The organism is Streptomyces sp. NPDC050617 (assembly GCF_040654795.1).
GTDB lineage: Bacteria > Actinomycetota > Actinomycetes > Streptomycetales > Streptomycetaceae > Streptomyces.
Genome location: NZ_JBFAIS010000034.1, coordinates 34323 through 54623 on the forward strand (window position 1 = coordinate 34323; position 20301 = coordinate 54623).

Annotated in this window: 16 protein-coding genes; 13 read left to right on the forward strand and 3 right to left on the reverse strand. The window is 73.7% G+C overall.

Annotated features, from left to right (window positions below; genetic code table 11):
- The first annotated feature begins 155 nt into the window (after window positions 1-155).
- The 6 genes from egtA to AB0I49_RS32955 all read left to right on the forward strand — a co-directional run bounded on the left by egtA (window position 156) and on the right by AB0I49_RS32955 (window position 6247).
- Entirely contained in the window at window positions 156-1427 is a 1272-nt protein-coding gene (gene egtA / locus AB0I49_RS32930) for an ergothioneine biosynthesis glutamate--cysteine ligase EgtA (RefSeq protein WP_363230842.1), read from the forward strand.
- Complete coding sequence (gene egtB, locus AB0I49_RS32935; RefSeq protein ID WP_363230843.1) at window positions 1424-2749, forward strand: ergothioneine biosynthesis protein EgtB; 1326 nt, start codon at window positions 1424-1426, stop codon at window positions 2747-2749. The genes egtA and egtB overlap by 4 nt, the downstream gene beginning before the upstream one ends.
- A complete protein-coding gene (gene egtC / locus AB0I49_RS32940; protein ID WP_363230844.1) occupies window positions 2749-3528 on the forward strand; it encodes an ergothioneine biosynthesis protein EgtC in 780 nt (259 codons plus the stop codon). Before egtB ends, egtC begins: the two co-directional genes overlap by 1 nt.
- Complete coding sequence (egtD, locus tag AB0I49_RS32945; RefSeq protein ID WP_363230845.1) at window positions 3525-4517, forward strand: L-histidine N(alpha)-methyltransferase; 993 nt, start codon at window positions 3525-3527, stop codon at window positions 4515-4517. The genes egtC and egtD overlap by 4 nt, the downstream gene beginning before the upstream one ends.
- Before the next feature lie 174 nt (window positions 4518-4691).
- Window positions 4692-5102 (forward strand): universal stress protein, encoded by a 411-nt coding sequence (locus AB0I49_RS32950; RefSeq protein ID WP_363230884.1) that lies wholly within the window; start codon window positions 4692-4694, stop codon window positions 5100-5102.
- Window positions 5103-5329: 227 nt separating this feature from the next.
- Window positions 5330-6247, forward strand: a complete 918-nt coding sequence (locus AB0I49_RS32955; protein WP_363230846.1) for an aminoglycoside phosphotransferase family protein — start codon at window positions 5330-5332, stop codon at window positions 6245-6247.
- A gap of 159 nt (window positions 6248-6406) precedes the next feature.
- Here AB0I49_RS32955 and AB0I49_RS32960 read toward each other — a convergent pair whose 3' ends face one another.
- Entirely contained in the window at window positions 6407-6622 is a 216-nt protein-coding gene (locus AB0I49_RS32960) for a dodecin (RefSeq protein ID WP_363230847.1), read from the reverse strand.
- Between the two features lie 125 nt (window positions 6623-6747).
- Window positions 6748-8070, reverse strand: coding sequence for an NAD(P)/FAD-dependent oxidoreductase (locus AB0I49_RS32965; protein WP_363230848.1), 1323 nt, complete (start codon window positions 8068-8070; stop codon window positions 6748-6750).
- A gap of 226 nt (window positions 8071-8296) precedes the next feature.
- Between AB0I49_RS32965 and AB0I49_RS32970 the strand changes: the two genes are divergently transcribed.
- From AB0I49_RS32970 to AB0I49_RS32995, 6 genes are read left to right on the forward strand one after another with little or no spacing between them, the layout of a single operon-like run.
- A complete protein-coding gene (locus tag AB0I49_RS32970) occupies window positions 8297-9367 on the forward strand; it encodes a hypothetical protein (protein WP_363230849.1) in 1071 nt (356 codons plus the stop codon).
- Between the two features lie 12 nt (window positions 9368-9379).
- On the forward strand, window positions 9380-11179 hold the full coding sequence (locus AB0I49_RS32975) for a GMC family oxidoreductase (protein ID WP_363230850.1): 1800 nt from the start codon (window positions 9380-9382) through the stop codon (window positions 11177-11179).
- Window positions 11180-11230: 51 nt separating this feature from the next.
- Window positions 11231-12361: a cupin domain-containing protein gene (locus AB0I49_RS32980; protein WP_363230851.1), complete on the forward strand. Its 1131-nt coding sequence runs from the start codon at window positions 11231-11233 to the stop codon at window positions 12359-12361.
- Between the two features lie 55 nt (window positions 12362-12416).
- On the forward strand, window positions 12417-13670 hold the full coding sequence (locus tag AB0I49_RS32985) for a hypothetical protein (RefSeq protein ID WP_363230852.1): 1254 nt from the start codon (window positions 12417-12419) through the stop codon (window positions 13668-13670).
- A gap of 40 nt (window positions 13671-13710) precedes the next feature.
- Window positions 13711-15744 carry a glycogen debranching protein GlgX gene (gene glgX / locus AB0I49_RS32990; RefSeq protein ID WP_363230853.1) on the forward strand — a complete coding sequence of 678 codons (2034 nt, stop codon included), beginning with the start codon at window positions 13711-13713 and terminating at the stop codon, window positions 15742-15744.
- 1 nt (window position 15745) lies between these two features.
- Window positions 15746-16285, forward strand: a complete 540-nt coding sequence (locus tag AB0I49_RS32995; protein ID WP_363230854.1) for a DUF2165 domain-containing protein — start codon at window positions 15746-15748, stop codon at window positions 16283-16285.
- Window positions 16286-16309: 24 nt separating this feature from the next.
- Here AB0I49_RS32995 and AB0I49_RS33000 read toward each other — a convergent pair whose 3' ends face one another.
- Window positions 16310-19504, reverse strand: coding sequence for a cytochrome P450 (locus AB0I49_RS33000; RefSeq protein ID WP_363230855.1), 3195 nt, complete (start codon window positions 19502-19504; stop codon window positions 16310-16312).
- A 130-nt stretch (window positions 19505-19634) separates the two neighbouring features.
- Between AB0I49_RS33000 and AB0I49_RS33005 the strand changes: the two genes are divergently transcribed.
- The gene (locus AB0I49_RS33005; protein ID WP_363230856.1) at window positions 19635-20300 is read left to right on the forward strand and encodes a LuxR C-terminal-related transcriptional regulator; all 666 of its coding nucleotides are present in this window, start codon (window positions 19635-19637) and stop codon (window positions 20298-20300) included.
- Window position 20301: the final 1 nt, after the last annotated feature.

A 20301-nucleotide genomic window follows, 5' to 3' on the forward strand; every position in this document is an offset into this window, starting at 1 on the left:
GCGGGGCCGGGCCGGGGACGTCCGCGGGCGGTCCCGCGCGGCTGGATCTTTCGCTCGGCCCCCTTGAGCCGATCGCCCGCAATGGCTTAGGTGGTACGGAGCACCACGCCCGGCGGCGACGGAAGTCGCGGCAGCAGCGGACGGAGGCACAGGTCATGCCGCACAGGCAGCACATCGCGCGGGCCGTCACGGAGTCCGAGTCCGAGGAGTTCGTGCACGGCATCTGCTTCAAGACCGGGCCGCCGCGCCGGGTCGGGGTCGAACTCGAATGGCTCCTGCACGACCTGCACGACCCGTTGCGCCCCGTCGCCCCGGCCCGTATGCGGGCCGCCGCCGACCGGGCGCGCGCCCTGCCGCTGAGATCGGCGCTCACCTTCGAGCCCGGCGGCCAGCTGGAGCTCAGCTCGCTGCCCGCCGAGTCCCTCGCCGCCTGCGTCGCGGACACCGCCCGCGACCTCGAGCTCATCAGAGCCGCGCTGGGCGAATTCGGGATCGCGCTCGCCGGACACGGCAAGGACCCCTGGCACACGCCGTGCCGCCTGCTGCGTGAGGCGCGATACGACGCCATGGAGTCCTACTTCGACCGGCGCGGGCCGGCCGGGCGGACCATGATGAGCCGCACCGCGTCGGTGCAGGTCTGCGTGGACGCCGGCCACGAGGAGCCCGGACCGCTCGGCTTCGGGCGGCGCTGGCGGCTGGCTCATCTGCTGGGCGCGGTCCTGGTGGCCGCGTTCGCGAATTCGCCGCTGCATCTGGGCCGTCCGACGGGGTGGCGTTCGGCCCGGCAGGCGACGTGGGCGCAGCTGGACCCCGGCCGCACCCTCGCGCCGCCCGACGACTGCCCCGATCCGCGGGCGGCGTGGACGGCGTACGCGCTCGACGCGCCGGTGATGTGCGTACGGGCCGACGACGGGCCCTGGGAGATGCCCGAGGCGCTGTCCTTCCGCGCCTGGGCACGCGGCGGGCGGCCCCGGCCGCCCACGGAGGACGATCTCGCCTACCACCTGACGACGCTGTTCCCGCCGGTGCGGCCGCGCGGCCACCTCGAACTGCGCATGATCGACGCGCAGCCCGGCGACGACGGCTGGCTGGTGCCGCTCGCCGTGACCGCGGCGCTCTTCGACGACCCGACCGCCGCGGAGACCGCCTACCGGACCGTCAAGCCGCTGGCCGACACGGCCGGTTCGCTGCCCGCGCCGGGCAACCCGCTGTGGCTGGGCGCCGCCCGGCACGGCCTCGCCGACCCCGAGCTGCACGCCGCCGCCGTCGTCTGCTTCGCCGCGGCGGAGGAGGCACTGCCCCGCCTCGGCGCGCCGCGGCAGATACGGCGCGCCGTCGCCGACTTCACCGACCGGTACGTGGCCCGCCGCCGATGTCCGGCCGACGACCTGCTGGAGACCGCCACCGGCGAGGAGATATCCCGATGACCATCCCGGAAACCGACCCCGGCGCGCTGCGGCAGCGCGCCGCGGCGGCGCTGACCGCCGCGCGCGAGCGCACCCGAGTACTGACGGGCTGCGTCGACGAACACGAACTCACCGCCCAGCACTCGCCCTTGATGTCCCCGCTCGTCTGGGACCTGGCCCATATCGGCAACCAGGAGGAGCTGTGGCTGCTGCGGGCCGTCGGCGGGCAGGACGCGCTGCGCCCCGAGATCGACTCCGTGTACGACGCCTTCGAGCACCCGCGCGCCGAGCGGCCCGCGCTGCCGCTGCTGCCGCCCGCCGAGGCGCGCGGCTATGTCGCGGACGTACGCGACCGGGCGCTGGACGTACTGGCGCGGGCGCCGCTGCACGGGCGTCCGCTGCTCGCCGCGGCCTTCGCGTTCGGCATGGTCGCGCAGCACGAGCAGCAGCACGACGAAACGATGCTGATCACCCATCAGCTACGGCGCGGCCCCGCCGCGCTCAGCGCGCCCGAGCCGCCGCGCGCCCCCGCGTCGACGGCGCTGCTGCCGTCCGAAGTGCGGGTGGAGGGCGGCCCGTTCACGATGGGCACGTCCACCGAGCCGTGGGCGCTGGACAATGAGCGCCCCGCCCACCGGCGTTTCGTGCCCGCCTTCCGCATCGACACGCTGCCGGTCGGCAACGGCGCGTATCTGCGCTTCGTCGAGGACGGCGGATACGAGGACCCGCGCTGGTGGCGGCCCGAGGGCTGGGCGCAGGTGCGGCGGCACCGGCTGACCGCGCCCCTGTTCTGGCGGCGCGAGGGGACCGGCTGGGTGCGGCGGCGGTTCGGGGTGGTGGAGCCCGTACCGCTGGACGAGCCGGTGCTGCATGTGAGCTGGTACGAGGCCGACGCGTACGCCCGGTGGGCGGGGCGGCGGCTGCCCACGGAGGCGGAGTGGGAGAAGGCGGCCCGCCACGATCCCCTCACCGGCGGCTCCCGCCGCTATCCGTGGGGGGACGCCGATCCCGGCCCCGAGCACGCGAACCTCGGGCAGCGCCATCTGCGCCCCGCCCCGCTGGGCGCGTACGAGGCGGGCCAGTCGCCGCTGGGCGTGCGGCAGTTGATGGGCGACGTCTGGGAGTGGACGTCCAGCGACTTCCTGCCGTATCCGGGGTTCCGGGCCTTCCCCTACCGGGAGTATTCGGAGGTGTTCTTTGGCGACTCCTACAAGGTGCTGCGCGGCGGCTCCTTCGGCGTCGACGCGGTGGCCTGCCGCGGCACGTTCCGCAACTGGGATCTGCCGGTGCGCCGGCAGATCTTCTCGGGGTTCCGCACGGCTCGCGACGCGGAGGCCGCCTGATGTGCCGTCACCTGGCCTATGTGGGGCCGGACATCGCGCTCGGCGAGGTACTGACGCGGCCCGCGCACTCGCTCCTGCGGCAGTCGTGGGCCCCGCGCCGGCAGCGGTACGGGACCGTGAACGCGGACGGTTTCGGGATCGGCTGGTACGCGCCCGGGGACGCCGTGCCCGCGCGGTACCGCAGATCCGGGCCGATCTGGGCGGACCTGTCGGTCATGGACTTGGCGCGGGTCGTGCGGAGCGGGGCGCTGCTCGGCGCCGTGCGGGACGCGACCGAGGCCGGGGCCGACGGGGAGGCGGCGGTGGCGCCGTTCGCGGACGGGCCGTGGCTGTTCAGCCACAACGGCGCGCTCCTCGGCTGGCCCGACTCCGCCGCGCGGCTCGCGGCGGGGCTGCCCGCCGCCGAACTGCTGGACCTGGCGGCGCGCTGCGACTCCGCGTTCGTGTGGGCGCTCGTACGACACCGGCTGAGCGGCGGGGACACGGCCGCGGAGGCCCTGGCGGAGACGGTCGCGGCGCTCGCCGCGGCCGCCCCCGGCTCGCGCCTGAACCTGCTGCTCACCGACGGCGAGCAGATCACGGCGACGGCGTGGGGCGACACGCTCTGGTATCTGGCCCAGGCCGTCGGCCCGACAGCGGACGGGCCGCGCCGCCGGGTGGTCGTCGCCTCCGAGCCGTACGACGACGATCCGCGCTGGCACGAGGTCCCGGACCGCACCCTGCTCACCGCCTCCCGCACCGAAGTCCTGCTGACCCCGCTCAAGGAGCCCTGCCCGTGAGCCCGTTCGCCCTGACCCGCGCCCTGCCCGCCGACGCCACCGCCGCCGCCCTGCGCGCCGACGTCGCCGCCGGGCTGACCCGCGAGCCCAAGCAGCTCCCGCCGAAGTGGTTCTACGACGCGCGCGGCAGCGAGCTGTTCGATCAGATCACCCGGCTGCCCGCGTACTACCCGACCCGCGCCGAGCGGGAGATCCTCCTCGTCCGCGCCGCCGACATCGCCGCCGCGACCGGCGCCCGCACCCTCGTCGAGCTGGGCTCCGGCTCCTCGGAGAAGACCCGCCACCTGATCCGGGCGCTGACCGGACTGGACCACTACGTGCCGGTGGACGTCAGCGAGAGCGCGCTCGACGGCGCCGCCCGCGCGCTGCTCGCGGACCACCCGGGGCTGTCCGTGCACGCCCTGGTCGCCGACTTCCAGCAGGGGCTCGAACTGCCGGGGACGCCGGGGCCGCGGCTGCTCGCGTTCCTCGGCTCCACCATCGGCAATCTGCTGCCGCCCGAGCGGGCGGTGTTCCTGGCGTCCGTACGGGCCGCGCTGGAGCCCGGCGACGCGCTGCTGCTCGGCACGGACCTGGTCAAGGACGAGCGGGTGCTCGTGCGCGCGTACGACGACCCGGAGGGCGTCACCGCGGCCTTCAACAAGAACGTCCTGGCCGTGATCGACCGCGAGCTGGGCGCGGACTTCGATCCCGGCGGCTTCGACCATGTCGCGCTCTGGGACCCGGAGCACGAGTGGATCGAGATGCGGCTGCGGGCCCGTTCCGCCGTCACCGTCAAGATCCCCGCGCTCGACCTCGCGGTGGCCTTCGAGGCGGGCGAGGAGCTGCGGACGGAGGTGTCGGCGAAGTTCCGCCGGGCGGGCGTACGGGCCGAGCTGGCGGCGGCGGGGATGGAGCTCACGCACTGGTGGACCGATCACGCGGGCCGCTTCGCGCTCTGCCTGGCGGTGCCGGCGCCCTCGCCGGGCGCCGGCGGCGGGGGCAAGTGATCATGAGCACGTCCGGGCCGCTAGCCTCTCCCCCGGGGCCGTATCGAGGATGACGCGAGGCGAAGGTCAGTGAAGGACGAGAAGGACCAGCACAACGAGGTCGGCGACGAGGCGGACCGGAGTCCCGGCGAGTGCGAGCGCGGCTCGTTCGAGCGCGGCACGGACGGGCCGAAGGTGATCGTCGCCGGAGTGGACGGCTCCGACTCCTCATGGCGTGCCGCCGCCTACGCCTCCGGCCTCGCCCGGCGGCAGAACGCGCTGCTCGCCATCGTGTACGTACAGCCCGTGCTCGCGTCCGGCGCGGCGCTGGGCGCGGCGGTCGTGGAGACCACGGAGGAGGTCGCGGAGGAGCTGATGGCGGAGATCCGCGCCTCGTCGGAGCGACTGCGCGGCATATGGGATGTGCGCTGGGAGTTCCACACCTTCCGCGGCGACCCGTACACCGGGCTGGTGCAGGCGGCCGACGACCTCACGGCCGACGCCGTGGTCGTCGGCGCGTCCGAGCAGGCGGGGCACCGGATCATCGGCTCGGTCGCGGTACGGCTGGTGAAGGCGGGGCGCTGGCCGGTCACCGTGGTGCCGTAGCCCTCCGGGCCGGGGCTGCGCGCGGAGGGGCGGGCGTTGCGGCACGAGCGCTCGCGCCGCGCGGGTCCGGTCTTGCTCCGAGTGGTGCCGGGCTGCGCCTGACAGCGCGGCGGGAGTACGTGCCACGCGGCGCGGGGCAGGCGGGAGACCGGCGACAGGGCCCTGAGTCGGCGGCCCGCCTATTTCGCTTGCGGGGCCGCCGTAGGGCCGTGTGAGGATGTCCGGTCATGGATGACACGACGGCGGCTCTCGCCGCTCGATACGGCGTCCGCGCCGACCAGGTGTGCCCCCTCCCCTCCGGGGGCGCCAATCACGTCTTCCTGCTCGGGGACGGGCTGGTGCTGCGGGTGCCGCGGACGCGGGCGGCCGTCGCCGATCTGCGCAAGGAGGCCGAGGTCATCCCCGTCGCGCGCGCCGCGGGCGTGCTCACCCCGGAGGTCGTCGCCTTCGACGAGGCCGACGGGTCCGGGAGCGGCGTGCCGCATATGGTGCTCCGCCGCGCTCCCGGCCGGGACATGTCCGTACTCGGCCTGCCGGAGTCCGCGGAGCGGAACGTCCTGCGCCAGGTCGGGCGGGAGCTGGCCAAGCTCCACCTGCATGCCCCGTACCGGGCCTGTGGAGAGTTGCCCGGCGTCCCCGTGGACGACGTCCCCGAGGCCCCACGGCCGCTGATCGCCCGGCTCCTCGACGGCGGCTGGCTCGATCCGGGGGCCGCGCGCTGGCTCACGGACTGGCTGGAACGGCTGGCGGTGCGGCTGCCCGCCGATCCGCCCCGCGTCCTGGTGCACGGGGACGTCGCCCCGCAGAACCTCCTCGTCACCTCGGACCCGACGGCGTTGAGCGCCCTCGTGGACTGGGGCGACGCGATGTGGGCGGACCCGGCCTCGGAGTTCGCGAAGATCCCGCTGGGCGGCGTGCCGGCGATGCTGGAGGGCTACCGGCAGGAGGCCGGGGACACTACGGAAGAGGGCGCCTGGGAGGCGCGCGTCCTGTGGCACCACGTCACCTGGGCGCTCGGCCGCCTCCCGGACCCCGTACCGAGACCCGGCGAGCGCCACTGGACCGCGCCCCCGGCCGGCCGCCTGCTGGGCCTGCTCCGCTTCTTCGCCGCCGGCCCGCCGCCGCCGTGGCCCGCGCTGGCCTGAAGATCGTCTGGGCCGTCCCCCTGATCGGGCGCGCGGCTCCGGGCTCACGCTCCCCGGCTACGAGCGGCCTTCCGCTGCCCCGCGATCGCATCGCACGCACTCACTCACGCACGCACGCGCCAGGAGGCTCCGCCCGCGTACGCCGCGCGGACGCCCCGTTCAGTCGCCGTCCTCCAAGCGGAAGCCGACCTTCAAGCCGACCTGGTAGTGCTCGATGTCCCCGTCCACGATGTGCCCGCGGACCTCCGTGACCTGGAACCAGTCGAGCCCGCGCAGCGTCTGCGCCGCCCGCTGGATTCCGCTGCGGATGGCGTCGTCGACGCCCTCCCGCGACGTACCGACGATCTCCGTCACCCGGTAGGTGTGGCCTGACATGGTCTCTCCCTCTCACGGTCGGGCAGGACAGTGGGGCTCATTCCACGGTGCCGCAGCGGGCCCGGGCCCGCGAGGCGAGCGTTTCGGCCGGGCCCGCGGGTCGGGCGCCGGCCGGCCTGATCCGCTCAGCGCGCCCCGTCCACCGGCACCCGCGGCAGCTCCGGGGACTCGCTGTCCAGCGGTACGGAACCGGAGCGCACCAGGCCCAGCTGGACGCCCTGCCTCGGCAGGACCGATTCGAGCAGCCAGTCGGCGGCGACGCGGACGCGGTTGCCGGGCATGGCCAGGAGGTGGTAGCCGCGGGTGACGGCCCCCGCGAGGGGTCCGGAGAGGGGGACGTGCAGCGGATTGGCGGCGGCCTGGGCGCCGCCCAGGTCGACGGTGAAGCCGAGGTCGTGGTGGCGGTACGGGAGGCGGGCGCCGCGGCCCAGGGAGGCCGCTACGTTGCGGGCGGCGGTGCGGCCCTGGCGCTGCGCGTGCTGCGCGGTCATCGGGGTGTACTCGCCCGGCCGGGTCGCGTCCGGCACGGCGGCGGCGTCGCCGCAGGCGAACACCTCCGAGTGGCCGGGGACGGTCAGGTACTCGTCCACGCAGAGCCGCCCGCGTTCGGTGGGCAGTCCGAGGCCGGCGACGAGCGGGTCGGGCCGTACGCCCACGCACCAGATCAGCGAGCGGGTCTCGACGAAGTCGCCGTCGTCGAGCCGGACGCCGTCCGCCGTCGCCTCCTTGACCGAGGCCCCGGTGCGGATCTCCACGCCGCGTTTGCGCAACACGCGGTGGGCGGTACGGGAGAGGTGCTCGTCGAGTTCGGGCAGGACGCGCGGGGCGATGTCGACGAGCAGCCAGCGGGGGCGGAGGCGGTCCTCGCGGAGGGTGGGGCTGCGGCGGGCGAGGGCCTCGGTGAGCATGGCGCCGTGCGCGGCGACCTCGGTGCCGGTGTAGCCCGCGCCGACGACCACGAACGTGGTGCGGGCGGCGCGTTCGCGCGGATCGGCGGCCGAGCCGGCCAGCTCGATCTGGCGGGTCATGTGGTCGCGCAGGTACAGGGCTTCCGGCAGGCCGCGGAAGCCGTGCGCGTGCTCGGCGACGCCGGGCACCGGCAGCAGCTTGCTGACGCTGCCGACGCTCAGCACGAGCCGGTCGTAGCCGAGTTCGCCGCGCCCGCCCTCGGGGTCGGTGTAACCGATCCGGCGCCCGGTGAGGTCGACCCGGTCGACCTGGCCCAGGACGAGGCGGACGTGTTTGAGCGTGCCGGTCAGGGAGACGGAGGCGCGGCGCGGCTCCAGCACCCCGGCGGCGACCTCCGGGAGGAGGGGCAGGTACAGGAAGTAGTCGGTGGGGTTCACCAGCACGATCTCGGCCGCGCCGCGCGCGGAGCGGGACAGGGCGCGGGCGGCCTGGTAGCCGGCGAACCCGGCTCCGATGATGACGATCCGGGCTCGGCTCACGATCTGCTCCAACCTGAGTGACGGCGACCGGATCGACGGCGGCCAAGGAGACGATACGGTCGAGAACACCACAAGTACCCCGCACGGCGGTGGCAAACCTCCGGACCACGGCCATCCGGTTCATCGGCTCGTACCGCTGCCGTGGACAAGCCCGCGGACCGGGAATACGTTCATTGGCATTCCGGCGTCGGCGACGCCTGATCGGCATATCGCCCGGGGGGCCGCGGTGAAAGTCGAGATCATCGATAAGGACGATCAATACGTTCTGAATCACTGCACGAAATATCTCGCGCGGGACAGTTCCGACGCCCGTCATGATTTCGGCCAGTACGGGCCGCTGGACCCGCGGGCCGCGGTGTGCGAGGCGTGGCGTTTCCCGGTCGTCGACACGCACTGGGACGGGATCGGCGCCCGTACGTCGTTCGCCTTCAACGATGTGACCTTCGTGTACGACGGCCGCGCCGCGTCTCCCGAGTCGGTGTCGGTGGTGGGCACCTTCGCCCCGCTGCACGTCCTGGTGCCGCTGCGGCCGGTGCTCTTCGCCCGGCGGCCGACGGGGTTCTTCGCCGCCACGGTGCGCGTCGCCAAGGGGCAGGTGCACCAGTACAAGTACGCGGTGGACGGCGCGTACGTCCTCGACCCGGTCAACCCGCAGCAGACGGTCGCGGACAACGGCCGTACGTGGTCGCGGCTGTTCACGGACGCGTGCTCGGCGCCGCTGACGCTGGGCCGCGCGGAGCGGGACCTGCTGGGGCGGCTCGTACGGCATCTGCTGCCGTTCCGGCTGGAGGAGAACCGGCGGTTCGTGCGGGAGGCGTACGAGTCGATCGACCGGGGCGCGCGGGGCTCGGAGTTCCCGCTCTCCTATCAGCTCGACGAGGAAGTCGGCACGGTCAATTACATCGACAAGGTCATTTCGCGGCAGGAGCAGCATCACGCGGTCGATTACCGCATCTGCCTGGACATCATCGGCGATGTGCTGCGGTCGCGGTTCAGCGGGCTGGATCCGGCGGTCGCTCCCCCGGAGCTGTACGCGGATCTCTATACGCAGATGGCCGCCGAGCGGGTGGACGGCTGGGATTACGACCGTTATCGAAGTCCCCGGTATTTCCTGCTGCTGTTGCGGCGGCACGCGATGACCGGCGCCTTCGTGCATCCGCGGCACGGCGGCAATTCCGGCGCGGCGGGCTGGATGTATCTGGAGAGCCGGTTCCGGGACGAGGCCGGCGGCACGCTCTTCGACTGGCGGCGCGCCGTCGAGGAGCCGCTGGGGCACAGCCCGGACTACCGCGGCTGAGGGGGCGGGAACGTGCGGCAGGAGACGGAGCACGTCGAGGTCGTCGTCATCGGGAGCGGAGCGGGCGGCGCACCGCTGACCCATACGCTCGTCCGCGCGGGGCATCAGGTGCTCGTGCTGGAGAAGGGGCCGCTGCTGCGCACGCAGGCGCAGAGCCCGGACGGGCTGAGCGACTTCAAGCGCGACGAGTCGTTCGCGACCGGCGCGGAGAAGCGGGTCACCGTGCAAGGGGTGGCCAATACGGGCGAGTCCTACTTCTCCAGCCATGTGGAGCCCGATCTCAACGACGAGCCGCATGTCTACCGGGACGGCGACGGGCGGGACCGGGTCACCATCGAGGGGTACACGGCGCAGGTGGTGGGCGGCGGCACCCAGTTGTACGGCGGGGTCTCGCCCCGGTTCACGCCGGAGGACCTGCGGCTGCGCTCGTTCAACGAGGGCCGTACGGATTTGCGGGCGGACCCGGGCGGGGACGTGGTGCGCGAGGCCCGCGACTGGCCGGTGGACTACGCGGAGCTGGAGCCGTACTACGGCCGGGCCGAGCGGCTCATCGGCGTCAACGGCACGTGGGAGGGCCAGGCCAAGACGCCGTCGGCGGACCACTACCAGCCGCCGCTGGCGCCCAACCCGATCAGCGCGTACGCGGCGGCCGGGATGGACGCGCTCGGCATGCGCCGCTACCGCACCCCGCTCGCCGTGATCACCGAGGACCACGCGCCGAGCGGCCGTACGGTGCCGGCGGACCGGGAGTCGATCAAGACGGCGTTCGTGAACCGGTACGGCGATCCGCTGGGCCTCAAGTCCAATACGTGGGTGTCGCTGCTCGCCCCGCTGCGGGCGGACGGCGCGGGGTTCGAGCTGCGCGCCAATTGCTGCGTCACGCATCTGGAGGCGGAGGGCGCGCGGGTCACCAGGGTCCACTACCGCGATCCGGGCGGCGCGGCCCGTACGGTCTCGGCGCAGGTCGTCGTGGTGGCGTGCTCGGCGATCGAGTCGGTGCGGCTGCTGCTCCTGTCGGGCGCGGCCGACCCCGCCTTCGAGCGCCGGATGAACGGGAACGGGCTGCTCGGCGCGTACTTCCTCACGCACTGCTTCGGCGGCGCCCAGTGCGCCGTGCCGACACGTGCCGACAAGTCCCGGACGCTGGACTCCGACTGGGCCACCGACCACTGCGCGCGGCCCGAGTGGTTCCGGGAGCGGGGGCTGTGGGCGGGCGGCGTGATCTACAACAACACCTCGGACGGGGCCCTGCCGATCTCGCTGGCGCGCACCTGGCACGCGATGGACATGGACGACATGTGGAAGGGCTACCTCTACGACACGGACATCCTCGGCAACGGCTTCGAGGACTATCTGGACGCGGGGTTCGGGCGGCGGCTGTCGCTGGCGTTCATGGCCAACCAGGTACCGCAGCGCGCCAACCGCGTGGAGCTGCATCCGCACGTCAAGGACAAGTGGGGCCGCCCGGTCGCGTACATCCTCAAGACGTGGCACGGCCATGACCGCGCGCTGATGGACGTCTTCGCCGACCGGTGCCGGGCGGTCCTGGAGAACGGCGGCGAGGTGAAGGACGTCAGCTCGGGCTCGGTGGGGGCCTCCGTGGTGCGGATCGCCAACCATGTGCTGGGCGGCGCGCGGTTCGGCGCCGACCCCCGGGACTCGGTGCTCGACGCGGACTGCCGGGCCTGGAACTTCGACAACCTCTATGTGACGGACGGGGCGTTCATGCCGACGTCCGGGAGCGGCAACCCGACGCTCACGATCGAGGCCAACTCGTTCCGGGTCGGCGACGCCCTGCTGGGGCGGCTGTGATGAGCGGGCGGCGCTGATGAGCAGGGGGCTGTGATGGGCGGGAGGCGCTGAATGGACAGCCGGTTCGATCAGGTCTACACCCACCCGGAGAACGAGATCTTCCGGGTCGTCTTCTACCCCGACCGCATTTACCATGCCCGGTATCTGAACGCGACGCGGTCCTCGCGCTACCGCTACTACGTCGCGGAGGTGCGCGGCTCGGCGGACGGCACGGCCATCAAGGGCGATGTGTACCTCGGCGGGACCAGGCTCTGCGCGATGCTGCGGATCGAGTACTCCGGCATCCGCCTCGTCGAGCAGGCCCGCGAGTTCGGGCGGCGGCTCGGGCCCCGTACGAAGGCGTGGCTGCGGGTGACCGGGGACGACGCGGCGGCGCCGGCGGAGGCGGTGGTCACGCTGCACTGGGACCCGGTGATCGGCGCGTACGCGGTCGAGCTCTGGGAGACCCTGGAGCCGCCGGAGGGCACGCCGCACGATCTGCGGGTGCTGCCGCTGATGGGGCGGGACGCGCCCATCACCCGGGCGCCGGCCCTCGCGCCGCTGCTCGGCGCGGTCCGCGAGGTGGCCGTGGCGTTCCGCGAGGACGGCGTGGTGTACCCGACGGGGCAGGTGCTGCGCGAGCCGCAGTGGGACAACGCCTATCTGCGCTCGCACCAGGAGCCGCGCACCGATGCGCCCAGCGCCCCGGAGAACACCGTCCCGGACAGCAACTACCTGCTGGACTTCCGGCGCGGCTTCTTCATTCCGGACGCCTCGCGCGTGCGGCCGGTCAACTACCGCAACGCCATGAGCGACGAGAGCAGCCCGGACCGGCGCGAGGACAACATCGTGCGGATGCGGTGGCTTTTCCAGCGCGAGCTCGGCAGCGATCTCGTGTTCTTCCACGAGGTCACCGTCCCGCCGCACGCGGTGGAGGGCACGCACCGGCACATCGGCTCGGAGGAGCTGTACTACGTCGTCTCGGGCGCGGGCCTCGCGTACCTGGGCGACGGGGACGCCGCGGACACGGACGGCTATCCGCTGGTGGAGCGGCCGGTGTTCGGGGTGGGGCCGGTCAAGTGCCGCGAGCTCCCGGTCCGGCCGGGGAGCGTCATCTACACCAAGAGCGGCGGGGTGCACGGCATCCGCAACCCGTTCGACGAGCCGCTCGTCTTCGTCGCGTTCCTGTACCACACCACGTAGCCGCCGTCGCCCGGCGCAGACCTCTTGACGCCGCAGACCTCTTGCTGGAGGGCCGATGCCCACGATCGTGCACAGCGACTCGGTCTTCCGCGTGGAGCCCGGCAAATCACCGGACTACGAGAACGCCAACCCGCTCGTCAAGCTCCTCGGACTCGTGGAGCGCCACCGGCCGGCGGCGGAGCGCGAGGCGTACGAGGCGGTCTCGCTCCAGTACCTCTTCCCGCTGCGGCAGCTGGAGCTGTACGGGCCGAGCGCGCCGGACCAGGACCTGCTGGCCGCCGAGGAGCAGGACGTCAAGACCGACTTCCAGAAGCAGAACCTCCGCGACTTCCGCCTCGGCGACACCCGCGCGGTGCGCGGCTGGGCGGCGACGGACGACTGGCGCGGCCCGTTCCTCCAGCTCGGCTACCGGGGCGGGCCCGACTCCGGGCTGTGGCAGGCGGCGGGGCGGCTCGGCGACGCCATCGGGGTGACGGTCTCCGTCGGCGGCGGCGAGCCGGTGCGGCTGCGCGCCCCGTACGACGAGGAGAGCGACTTCTACATGGTCGAGCTGTGGGGCCGGGGCCGCGACGGGCTGCGCGAGCGGCTCGGCGAGCGGGGGAAGACCTCGCTGGACTCGGGGCTGCTCCAGCCGCGCCCGGACCTGCTGTCCGGCGGGGCGGCGGACTTCGCCCGCGACGGGCTCGACGGTCAGGATCTGCGCTCCGTCTCGGCGCGCCATCCGATGCACCCGGTCAACCCGCTCCACGTGGATGTGCGGTGGACCGCGGACGCCGACGGCTCGGGGGCCTCGGACCCGGCCGAGGGGTCGGTGCGGCTCGGCTTCGAGATGCGGGTGCGCGGCTGGGACGCGTTCCTGAGCGTCGGCGTCAGCCCGCAGCCGCACGGCGGTCTCGGCTTCCTGGAGTACCGCAACCTGTTCAGTTCGTACGGGCGGCTTGCGGACAGCGGGGAGCTGGACCGCGTGCTGGAGCCGTACAACCTCGACGCGTTCGGCCGCAAGGGGCACGCGAGCGGCGAGAGTGAGCCGTTCTTCGCCGTCTCCTACATGGATCTGCACGTCTTGGATCCGGCCTGCGGGATCGGGCTGCACCGGCACCGCGACAACCAGGAGGTCTTCCTGATGCTGGAGGGGGACGGCCTGATGGTGATCGGCGACTGGGCGGATTCGGGCACCCGAACCCGCTGCTTCGAGGTCCGGCGGCTGACGGCCGGTCACCTCGCGCTGCTCAAGGGCGGACAGCTGCACGGGCTGCTGAACCCGGCGGACCAGCGCGCCGCCCTCTTCATGTTCGGCGGCTACGACTGAACCCGGCCCCGTGCGGGCCCGGTTCGAGGGGAGTTCGATGATGGAGACCGTATCTCTGGAGACTCCGGGACCGTACCGGCTCGGCGCCGCCTGGGACGGGCGGGGCACGAACTTCGCGGTGTACTCCTCCGCCGGCGCGTACGGCGGCGAGGTGGTGCTGTGCCTGCTCGACGAGGGCGGCGGCGAGCGGCGGGTGCCGATGTCCGCGGACTGCGACATCTGGCACGCGTACGTGCCGGAGGCGCGGCCGGGGCAGCGGTACGGCTTCCGCGCGTCCGGTCCCCGCGACCCCTCGCGCGGCCTGTTCTTCGACGCCGAGCGACTGCTGCTCGACCCGTACGCCAAGGCCATGTACCCGCTCGCGCCACGGCAGTTGAGCTGCCTGGTCGTGGACACCGCCTTCGACTGGGGTGCGGACCGGCTGCCGGAGCGGCCCTGGGCGGACACGGTGCTCTACGAGACGCATGTCAAGGGGATCAGCGTCACGCACCCCGGTGTGCCGCCCGCGCTGCGCGGCACCTACGCGGGGCTCGCCCATCCGTCGGTCGTCGGGCACCTCACGGAGTTGGGCGTGACCGCCGTGGAGCTGCTGCCGGTCCATCAGTTCCTTTCCGAGCAGCGGCTGCTGGACATGAAGCTGACCAACTACTGGGGCTATTCCACCGTCGGATTCTTCGCGCCGCACAGCGCCTACAGTTCCGCGGGCGACCGGGGGCAGCAGGTGGCGGAGTTCAAGTCGATGGTCAAGGCGCTGCACGCCGCGGGCATCGAGGTGATCCTCGACGTCGTCTACAACCACACGGCCGAAGGGCCGCCCGAGGGAACGCCGTTGAGCTTCCGGGGGCTGGCGAACGAGGTCTACTACCGGCTCGACCCGGCCGACCCGTCCCGCTACATCGATACGACGGGCACCCAGAACACTCTCAACGCGGGCCGCCCCGAGGTGCTGCGGCTGATCCTGGACTCGCTGCGCTACTGGGTCACCGAGATGCGCGTCGACGGCTTCCGCTTCGACCTCGCCGCGACCCTGGCCCGGCAGCACGGCTATGTGGACCGGCTCTCCGCGTTCTTCGGCCTGCTGTACCAGGACCCGGTGCTGGGCCGTACGAAGCTCATCGCGGAGCCGTGGGACGTGGGGGCGCCCGACAGCTACCAGGTGGGGCGGTTCCCGCCGGGCTGGGCGGAGTGGAACGACCGCTACCGGGACACGGTCCGCGACTTCTGGCGCGGCCGGCCGGCCGTCGGCGGCCTCGCGGAGCGGCTGGCGGGCTCCGCCGACCTCTACTCCGCCGACCGGCGCGGCCCGGACGCGTCCATCAACTTCGTGACCTGCCACGACGGCAAGACCCTCGCCGACCTGGTGATGTACGAGCGCAAGCACAACGAGGCCAACGGCGAGGACAACCGGGACGGGACGGGCGACGACCGCGCCGCCAACTACGGTGTCGAGGGCCCGACCGAGGACCCCGCGGTCAACGCCCTGCGCGCCCGGCAGCGCCGCAACATGCTCGCCACCCTCCTGCTGTCGCAGGGCGTCACGATGCTCCTCGGCGGCGACGAGCTGGGCCGCACCCAGCGCGGCAACAACAACGCGTACTGCCAGGACAACGAGGTGAGCTGGTACCACTGGCCGCAGGAGCCGGAGCCGTTCACCGCGTTCGTACGCCGGGTCGTCGCCCTCCAGCGCGCGCACCCGGCCCTCAAGCGCCGGGCGTTCCTCACCGGGGCGGGCGCTCCCCCGGACGTCGCCTGGTACGACCGGGACGGCCGCGTCATGACCGTGGGCCGCTGGCAGGACCCGGCGACGCGCTTCCTCGGGCTGCTGCTGGCGGGCGACGGCGTTCCGGGGCGGGGCGCTCCGGCGGCGGACGACGACATCCTGGTGCTGCTCAACGCGGACACGTCGCCCGCCGGTTTCGCCGTGCCCGGCAGGCCCGGCGCCCGTTACGGGCTCGTCCTGGACACCGGCGCCGAGGACGGCGTGCCCGCGCCCGGAGCGGCGACGGCCGTCGGCGACCGGTACGAGGTGCCGCCCCGCACTGTCCTCGTGGCGGTCGCACCGCTACGTTCCTGACATGGTCATCAAGAGACTCGGGCGGCTCGGCACGCTGCCCGTCGCGGCGACGGTGCTCACGGGCACGCTGGCGCTCTACATCGCGCTCGTCGCCTTCGGCAATATCACCGACTTCGACACCAATCGCGACTTCGTGCGGCATGTCCTGGCGATGGACACCACCTTCAAGGACGACGACCTGATGTGGCGGGCGATCGACTCGCGCACCGTGCAGGACATCGCCTATATCGCCATCATCGCCTGGGAGACGCTGGCCGCCCTCGTCCTCGTGGCCGGCACGGCGCTGTGGGTGCGCGGGCTGTGGCGCGGCGGCTTCGTCCACGCCCGGCGGCTGAGCACCCTGGGGCTCCTGATGCTGATGCTGCTCTTCGGGGCGGGGTTCATCGCGATCGGCGGGGAGTGGTTCGCGATGTGGCAGTCATCGAAGTGGAACGGGCTGGAGCCCGCCGGACGGAACTTCATCCTGGCGGGCTTCACGCTCGTGGTGCTGCATCTGCCGCCCCAGTGGTGGGACAGGCCCGGCGGCCGGCCCGCCGCGTAGCCGTCCTCGGCCGCGGAGACGCCCTCAGCCCGCCGCGTAGACGTCCTCCACATAGCGTCCGGCGGTCGTCAGCTCGCGCAGCCAGGTGTCCGACGCCGCCCGGCCCGCGCCCGTACGCTCGGCGTACAGGTCACGGAAGGCGTCGCGCACGCCGGGCGCCATGCGGCTGCCGTCGCCGCACACGTACACCGTGGCCCCCGCCTCCAGCAGGTCCCACAGCTCCGCGCCCTCGGCGGCGATGCGGTGCTGCACATAGCGGTGGCCGTCCTGGGGGCGGGCGCTGAAGACGGGGCGCAGCGAGAGCGCCCCGGCCGCTTCGGCGGCGCGGAGCTCGTCCGCGTGCAGGAAGTCCGCGTCGGGCGCGTCGCAGCCGAAGTAGAGGAGGGCCGGGGCGGTCGCGGCGCGGCGCCGACGGTCGGCGACGGCGCCGCGGAAGGGGGCGAGGCCGGTGCCGGCGGCGACCATGATGACGGGGGTCCGGGCGTCGTGGTCGATGCGGAACGCCTCGCGGCAGGGCTGGACACGGGCGAGGACGGTGTCGCCGGGGCGCAGCGCGTTGAGGTGGCCGGAGCCGGTGCCGCGGTGGTCGCCGCGGCCGGAGCGGGCCGGGGCGTGCAGCAGGGAGACCATCAGGTCGGCGTGGCGGGGGTCGTCGGCGGGTGCGGAGGAGATGGAGTAGTGGCGGGTCCGCATCGGGGGCAGCAGCTCCAGCAGGACCGGCCAGGGCAGGGCGCCGCGCAGCGCGGGGTGGTCCTCGACGAGGTCGATGAGGGTGCGCGGGTCGTCGTCGCCGAGCGCGCGGAGCGCGGCCTGTTCCGGCGGGCAGGGGTTGTGCTCGGCGAGGGCGGCCCGCTGTTCGGCGGTGGGCCGGTCCTGGAGCTCGACGTAGCGGGTCAGCAGTTGACGTACCGTCAGCGGGCGGTCCGCGGGCAGGGTTTCGCGGCCGGGGCGGCGGGCGTGCACGGACAGTACGGTCTCGGGGTCCGCGCCGAGGACGGCCGCGGCGCGGGCGACGAGCGCCGGGTCGTTGGCGGGGAGCACGGCGAGGTGGTCGGCGGTGCGGTACTCGGTCCCGGCGGGGAGTTCGAGGCGCAGGAACCGCTTGGTGCGCGGGTGCGCGGCGTCGGTGAGGTCGTACGCCTCGGTGACGGTCATGGGGACCAGTCCATGGCGCGCGGCGAGGGCGTCCAGCGGGTCTCCGGTCACCTCGGTGACGGCGTAGGCGGGCTCGTCGGCGCGCGGGTCGGCGGCGGCGCCGATGGAGGCGGGGTCGCCGTACCGCTCCAGCAGGGTGTCGCGCAGGGCCGCGGCGAACTCCTTGACCGCGCCGCCGAGGTCGCCGGAGGCGTCGGCCTCGGCGCGCGGCAGGAGCCGGGCGCCGCCGAGGGCCGCGAGGCGGTCGTCGAGGAGGGTGGGGACGCGCTGGTAGGTGGCGGCCCAGTTGCGGTCGCCGACGCCGAGCACGGCGTAGGCCACGCCGTCGGCCGCGCCGTCCTCGGCGCTCTCGGCCCACGCGGCGAAGCGCGCGGCGTCGTCGGTGGGCCGGCCGTTGTAGGAGGCGGCGACGATGACGACGGGCCGGTCGGCGGGGAGCGCGCCGGCGTGGGCGTCGAGCGGGGCGACGGCGGGTGCGAAGCCGAGGTCGGCGGCGGCGTCGGCGAGGCGCTGCGCGTAGTCGCGGCAGGTGCCGTAGTTGGTGCCGTGCAGCAGGAGCAGCCCGGCGCCCTGCCGGGCGCGGGTCGGCAGGCCGCTCGCGGCGCCGGCCCCGGTCTCCGCGCGGGGCTGTTCGCCGCCGCCCGCCGGGAGGCCGCCGCGGGCCGCGGCGCGGTCGGCGGGGGTGCGGGCGGCGAGCTTCACGGTGAAGCCGTCGGGCTTGAGGGTGAGCGTCTCCTTGATGCTCAGCCGGTAGTCGGCGTGGTCGGTGAAGCGGTAGCGGTGGGCGAGGAGCGCCAGCAGCATGGTGGCCTCGTGCAGCGCGAACTGCCTCCCGATGCAGGCGCGTTCACCGGTGCCGAAGGGCTTGTACGCGTGCGGCGAGCGGGCGGCCTCAGCCTCCGGCGAGAACCGGGTGGGGTCGAACAGCTCGGGATTGTCGCCCCAGCTGGGGTCGCGGTGGAGCATCGGGGCGAGCACCGTGACGGTCTCCCCCGCGCGCAGCGGGTACCGGCCGCCGAGGAGGGTGTCCTCGCGGGGCGCGCGGCCGAAGGCGGAGGCCGTGGGCCACAGCCGCAGCGCCTCGTTGAGCACCTGCCGGGTGAAGCGCAGCCGCCCGATGTCCTCGAAGGCCGGGTCGGGCTCGTCCGCGTCGCCCCACAGTTCGTCGGCCTCGCGCTGCACGAGGCGCAGCGACACGGGGTCCTTGAGCAGGTGGTAGAGGGCGAAGGAGAGGGCGCCGGAGGTGGTCTCGTGGCCGGCGATGAGGAAGGTGATGACCTGGTTGCGGATGTTGGCGAGGTCCAGGGTGGTGCCGTCGGCGGGGTGCGGGGCGCTGAGCATGAGGCCCAGCAGGTCGTCCGTGGAGGTGTCGCCGGAGGCCGTACGGGCGGCGATGACCTCGTCGACGACGCCCGCGAGGAAGCCGGCGTCGTCCCGGAACGCCCGGTCCTCGGCCGCGTAGTCGCCGTCCGGCGCGCGGCCGAGCTTGCGCATGCTCCACTCCAGGCAGCGGACCATGGCCCCGACGAAGGGGTGCGGCTCGTCGCGGGCGAACGACTCGAAGTCGTAGCCGAATCCGGCGAGGCCGATGGTGTCGAGCGTCATCCGCGTCATGTCCTCGGCGACCTCGACGGCGGCGCCCCGTGCGAGGCGGCCGTCCCAACTGCGGATCATGCGGCGCGCGACACGGAGCATGGCGGGGTGGTAGGCGCGCATGGAGCCCAGCGCGAAGGCGGGCATCAGGATGTCGTGCGCCTTGGCCCAGTTGGGCTCGTCGTTGTAGGCGGTGAACAGCCCGTCGGAGGCGAACTCGCGTACGTTCTCCAGCCCCGGCCCGATGCCCTTGGCGAACCGCTCCTCGTCGGCGAGTTCGGCGACCAGGTCCAGCCCGGAGACGAAGAGGACGCCGTGCCCGTGCCGGACGCGCCGGAAGACGGGGCCGTACTGCCGGGCCAGCTCCATGGCCTGCTGTATGGGGGTGTCGCTCGGCGTGTCGGTGACGTCCACCTGCGGAATGTCCGCGGCGGTACCCGTGTCACTGTGCGCGATGGTCACATTGCTCATGTCTCAAGCCTGGCCACCCCGCTCGGCCGCCGCGCGCCGCCGCACTGCATGATTGTGCAGTGGATTTTGACGTTCCGGTCTTGTGCCGGGCGTCCGGGCGTCTTCGGCGGTGCGGGAAGGGGCGGTTGGCGTGTACGGGCACGAGCCGTACTCGGGCGGGCACGAGTCGCCCGTCGTCTGGCGCAACCACTTCATCCTGCTGCTCGACCGCGTCCCCCTGCCGATCGCGGTGTGCCAGGCGAACGGCCTGGTCGTCCTCGCCAACCGGGCGATGGCCGCCGAGTGGGGCACGGTCCCCGGCCGGCTGCCGGGGCGCGACCTGCTGGAGCTGCTGCGGCCCCGCTCCCCCGCCCAACTCGACCGGGTCATCGAGGCGATACGGCGGGGCAGCCGGTCGCGCTATCCGCTGGCGGTGCGCTGGCGCTCGGGCGCCGCGGGCGGGGCGGAGCGCGCGGGCGAACTGATGGTGGACCCGGTGGGCGAGCCGTCCCCGACGGGCTATCCGCTGCTCCTCGCGGTCCTCCAGACGGCCCCCGAGCCGCCGCAGCCCGCTCCGCCGGAGGTCAGCGAGGTCGAGGCGCGCGTGCTGGCGCTCGTGGCCTCGGGCGCGACGACCGCCGCCGTCGGCAAGGCGGTCGGCCTGACCGTGGACGGCGTCAACTACCACCTGACCCGGCTCACGCGCCGCTGGCGGGTCCCCAACCGGACGGCGCTGGTCGCGAAGGCGTACGTGCTCGGGGTGCTCCGTACGGACGCGTGGCCGCCGGCCCCGCCGGGGGCGGACGCCGAGGACTGAG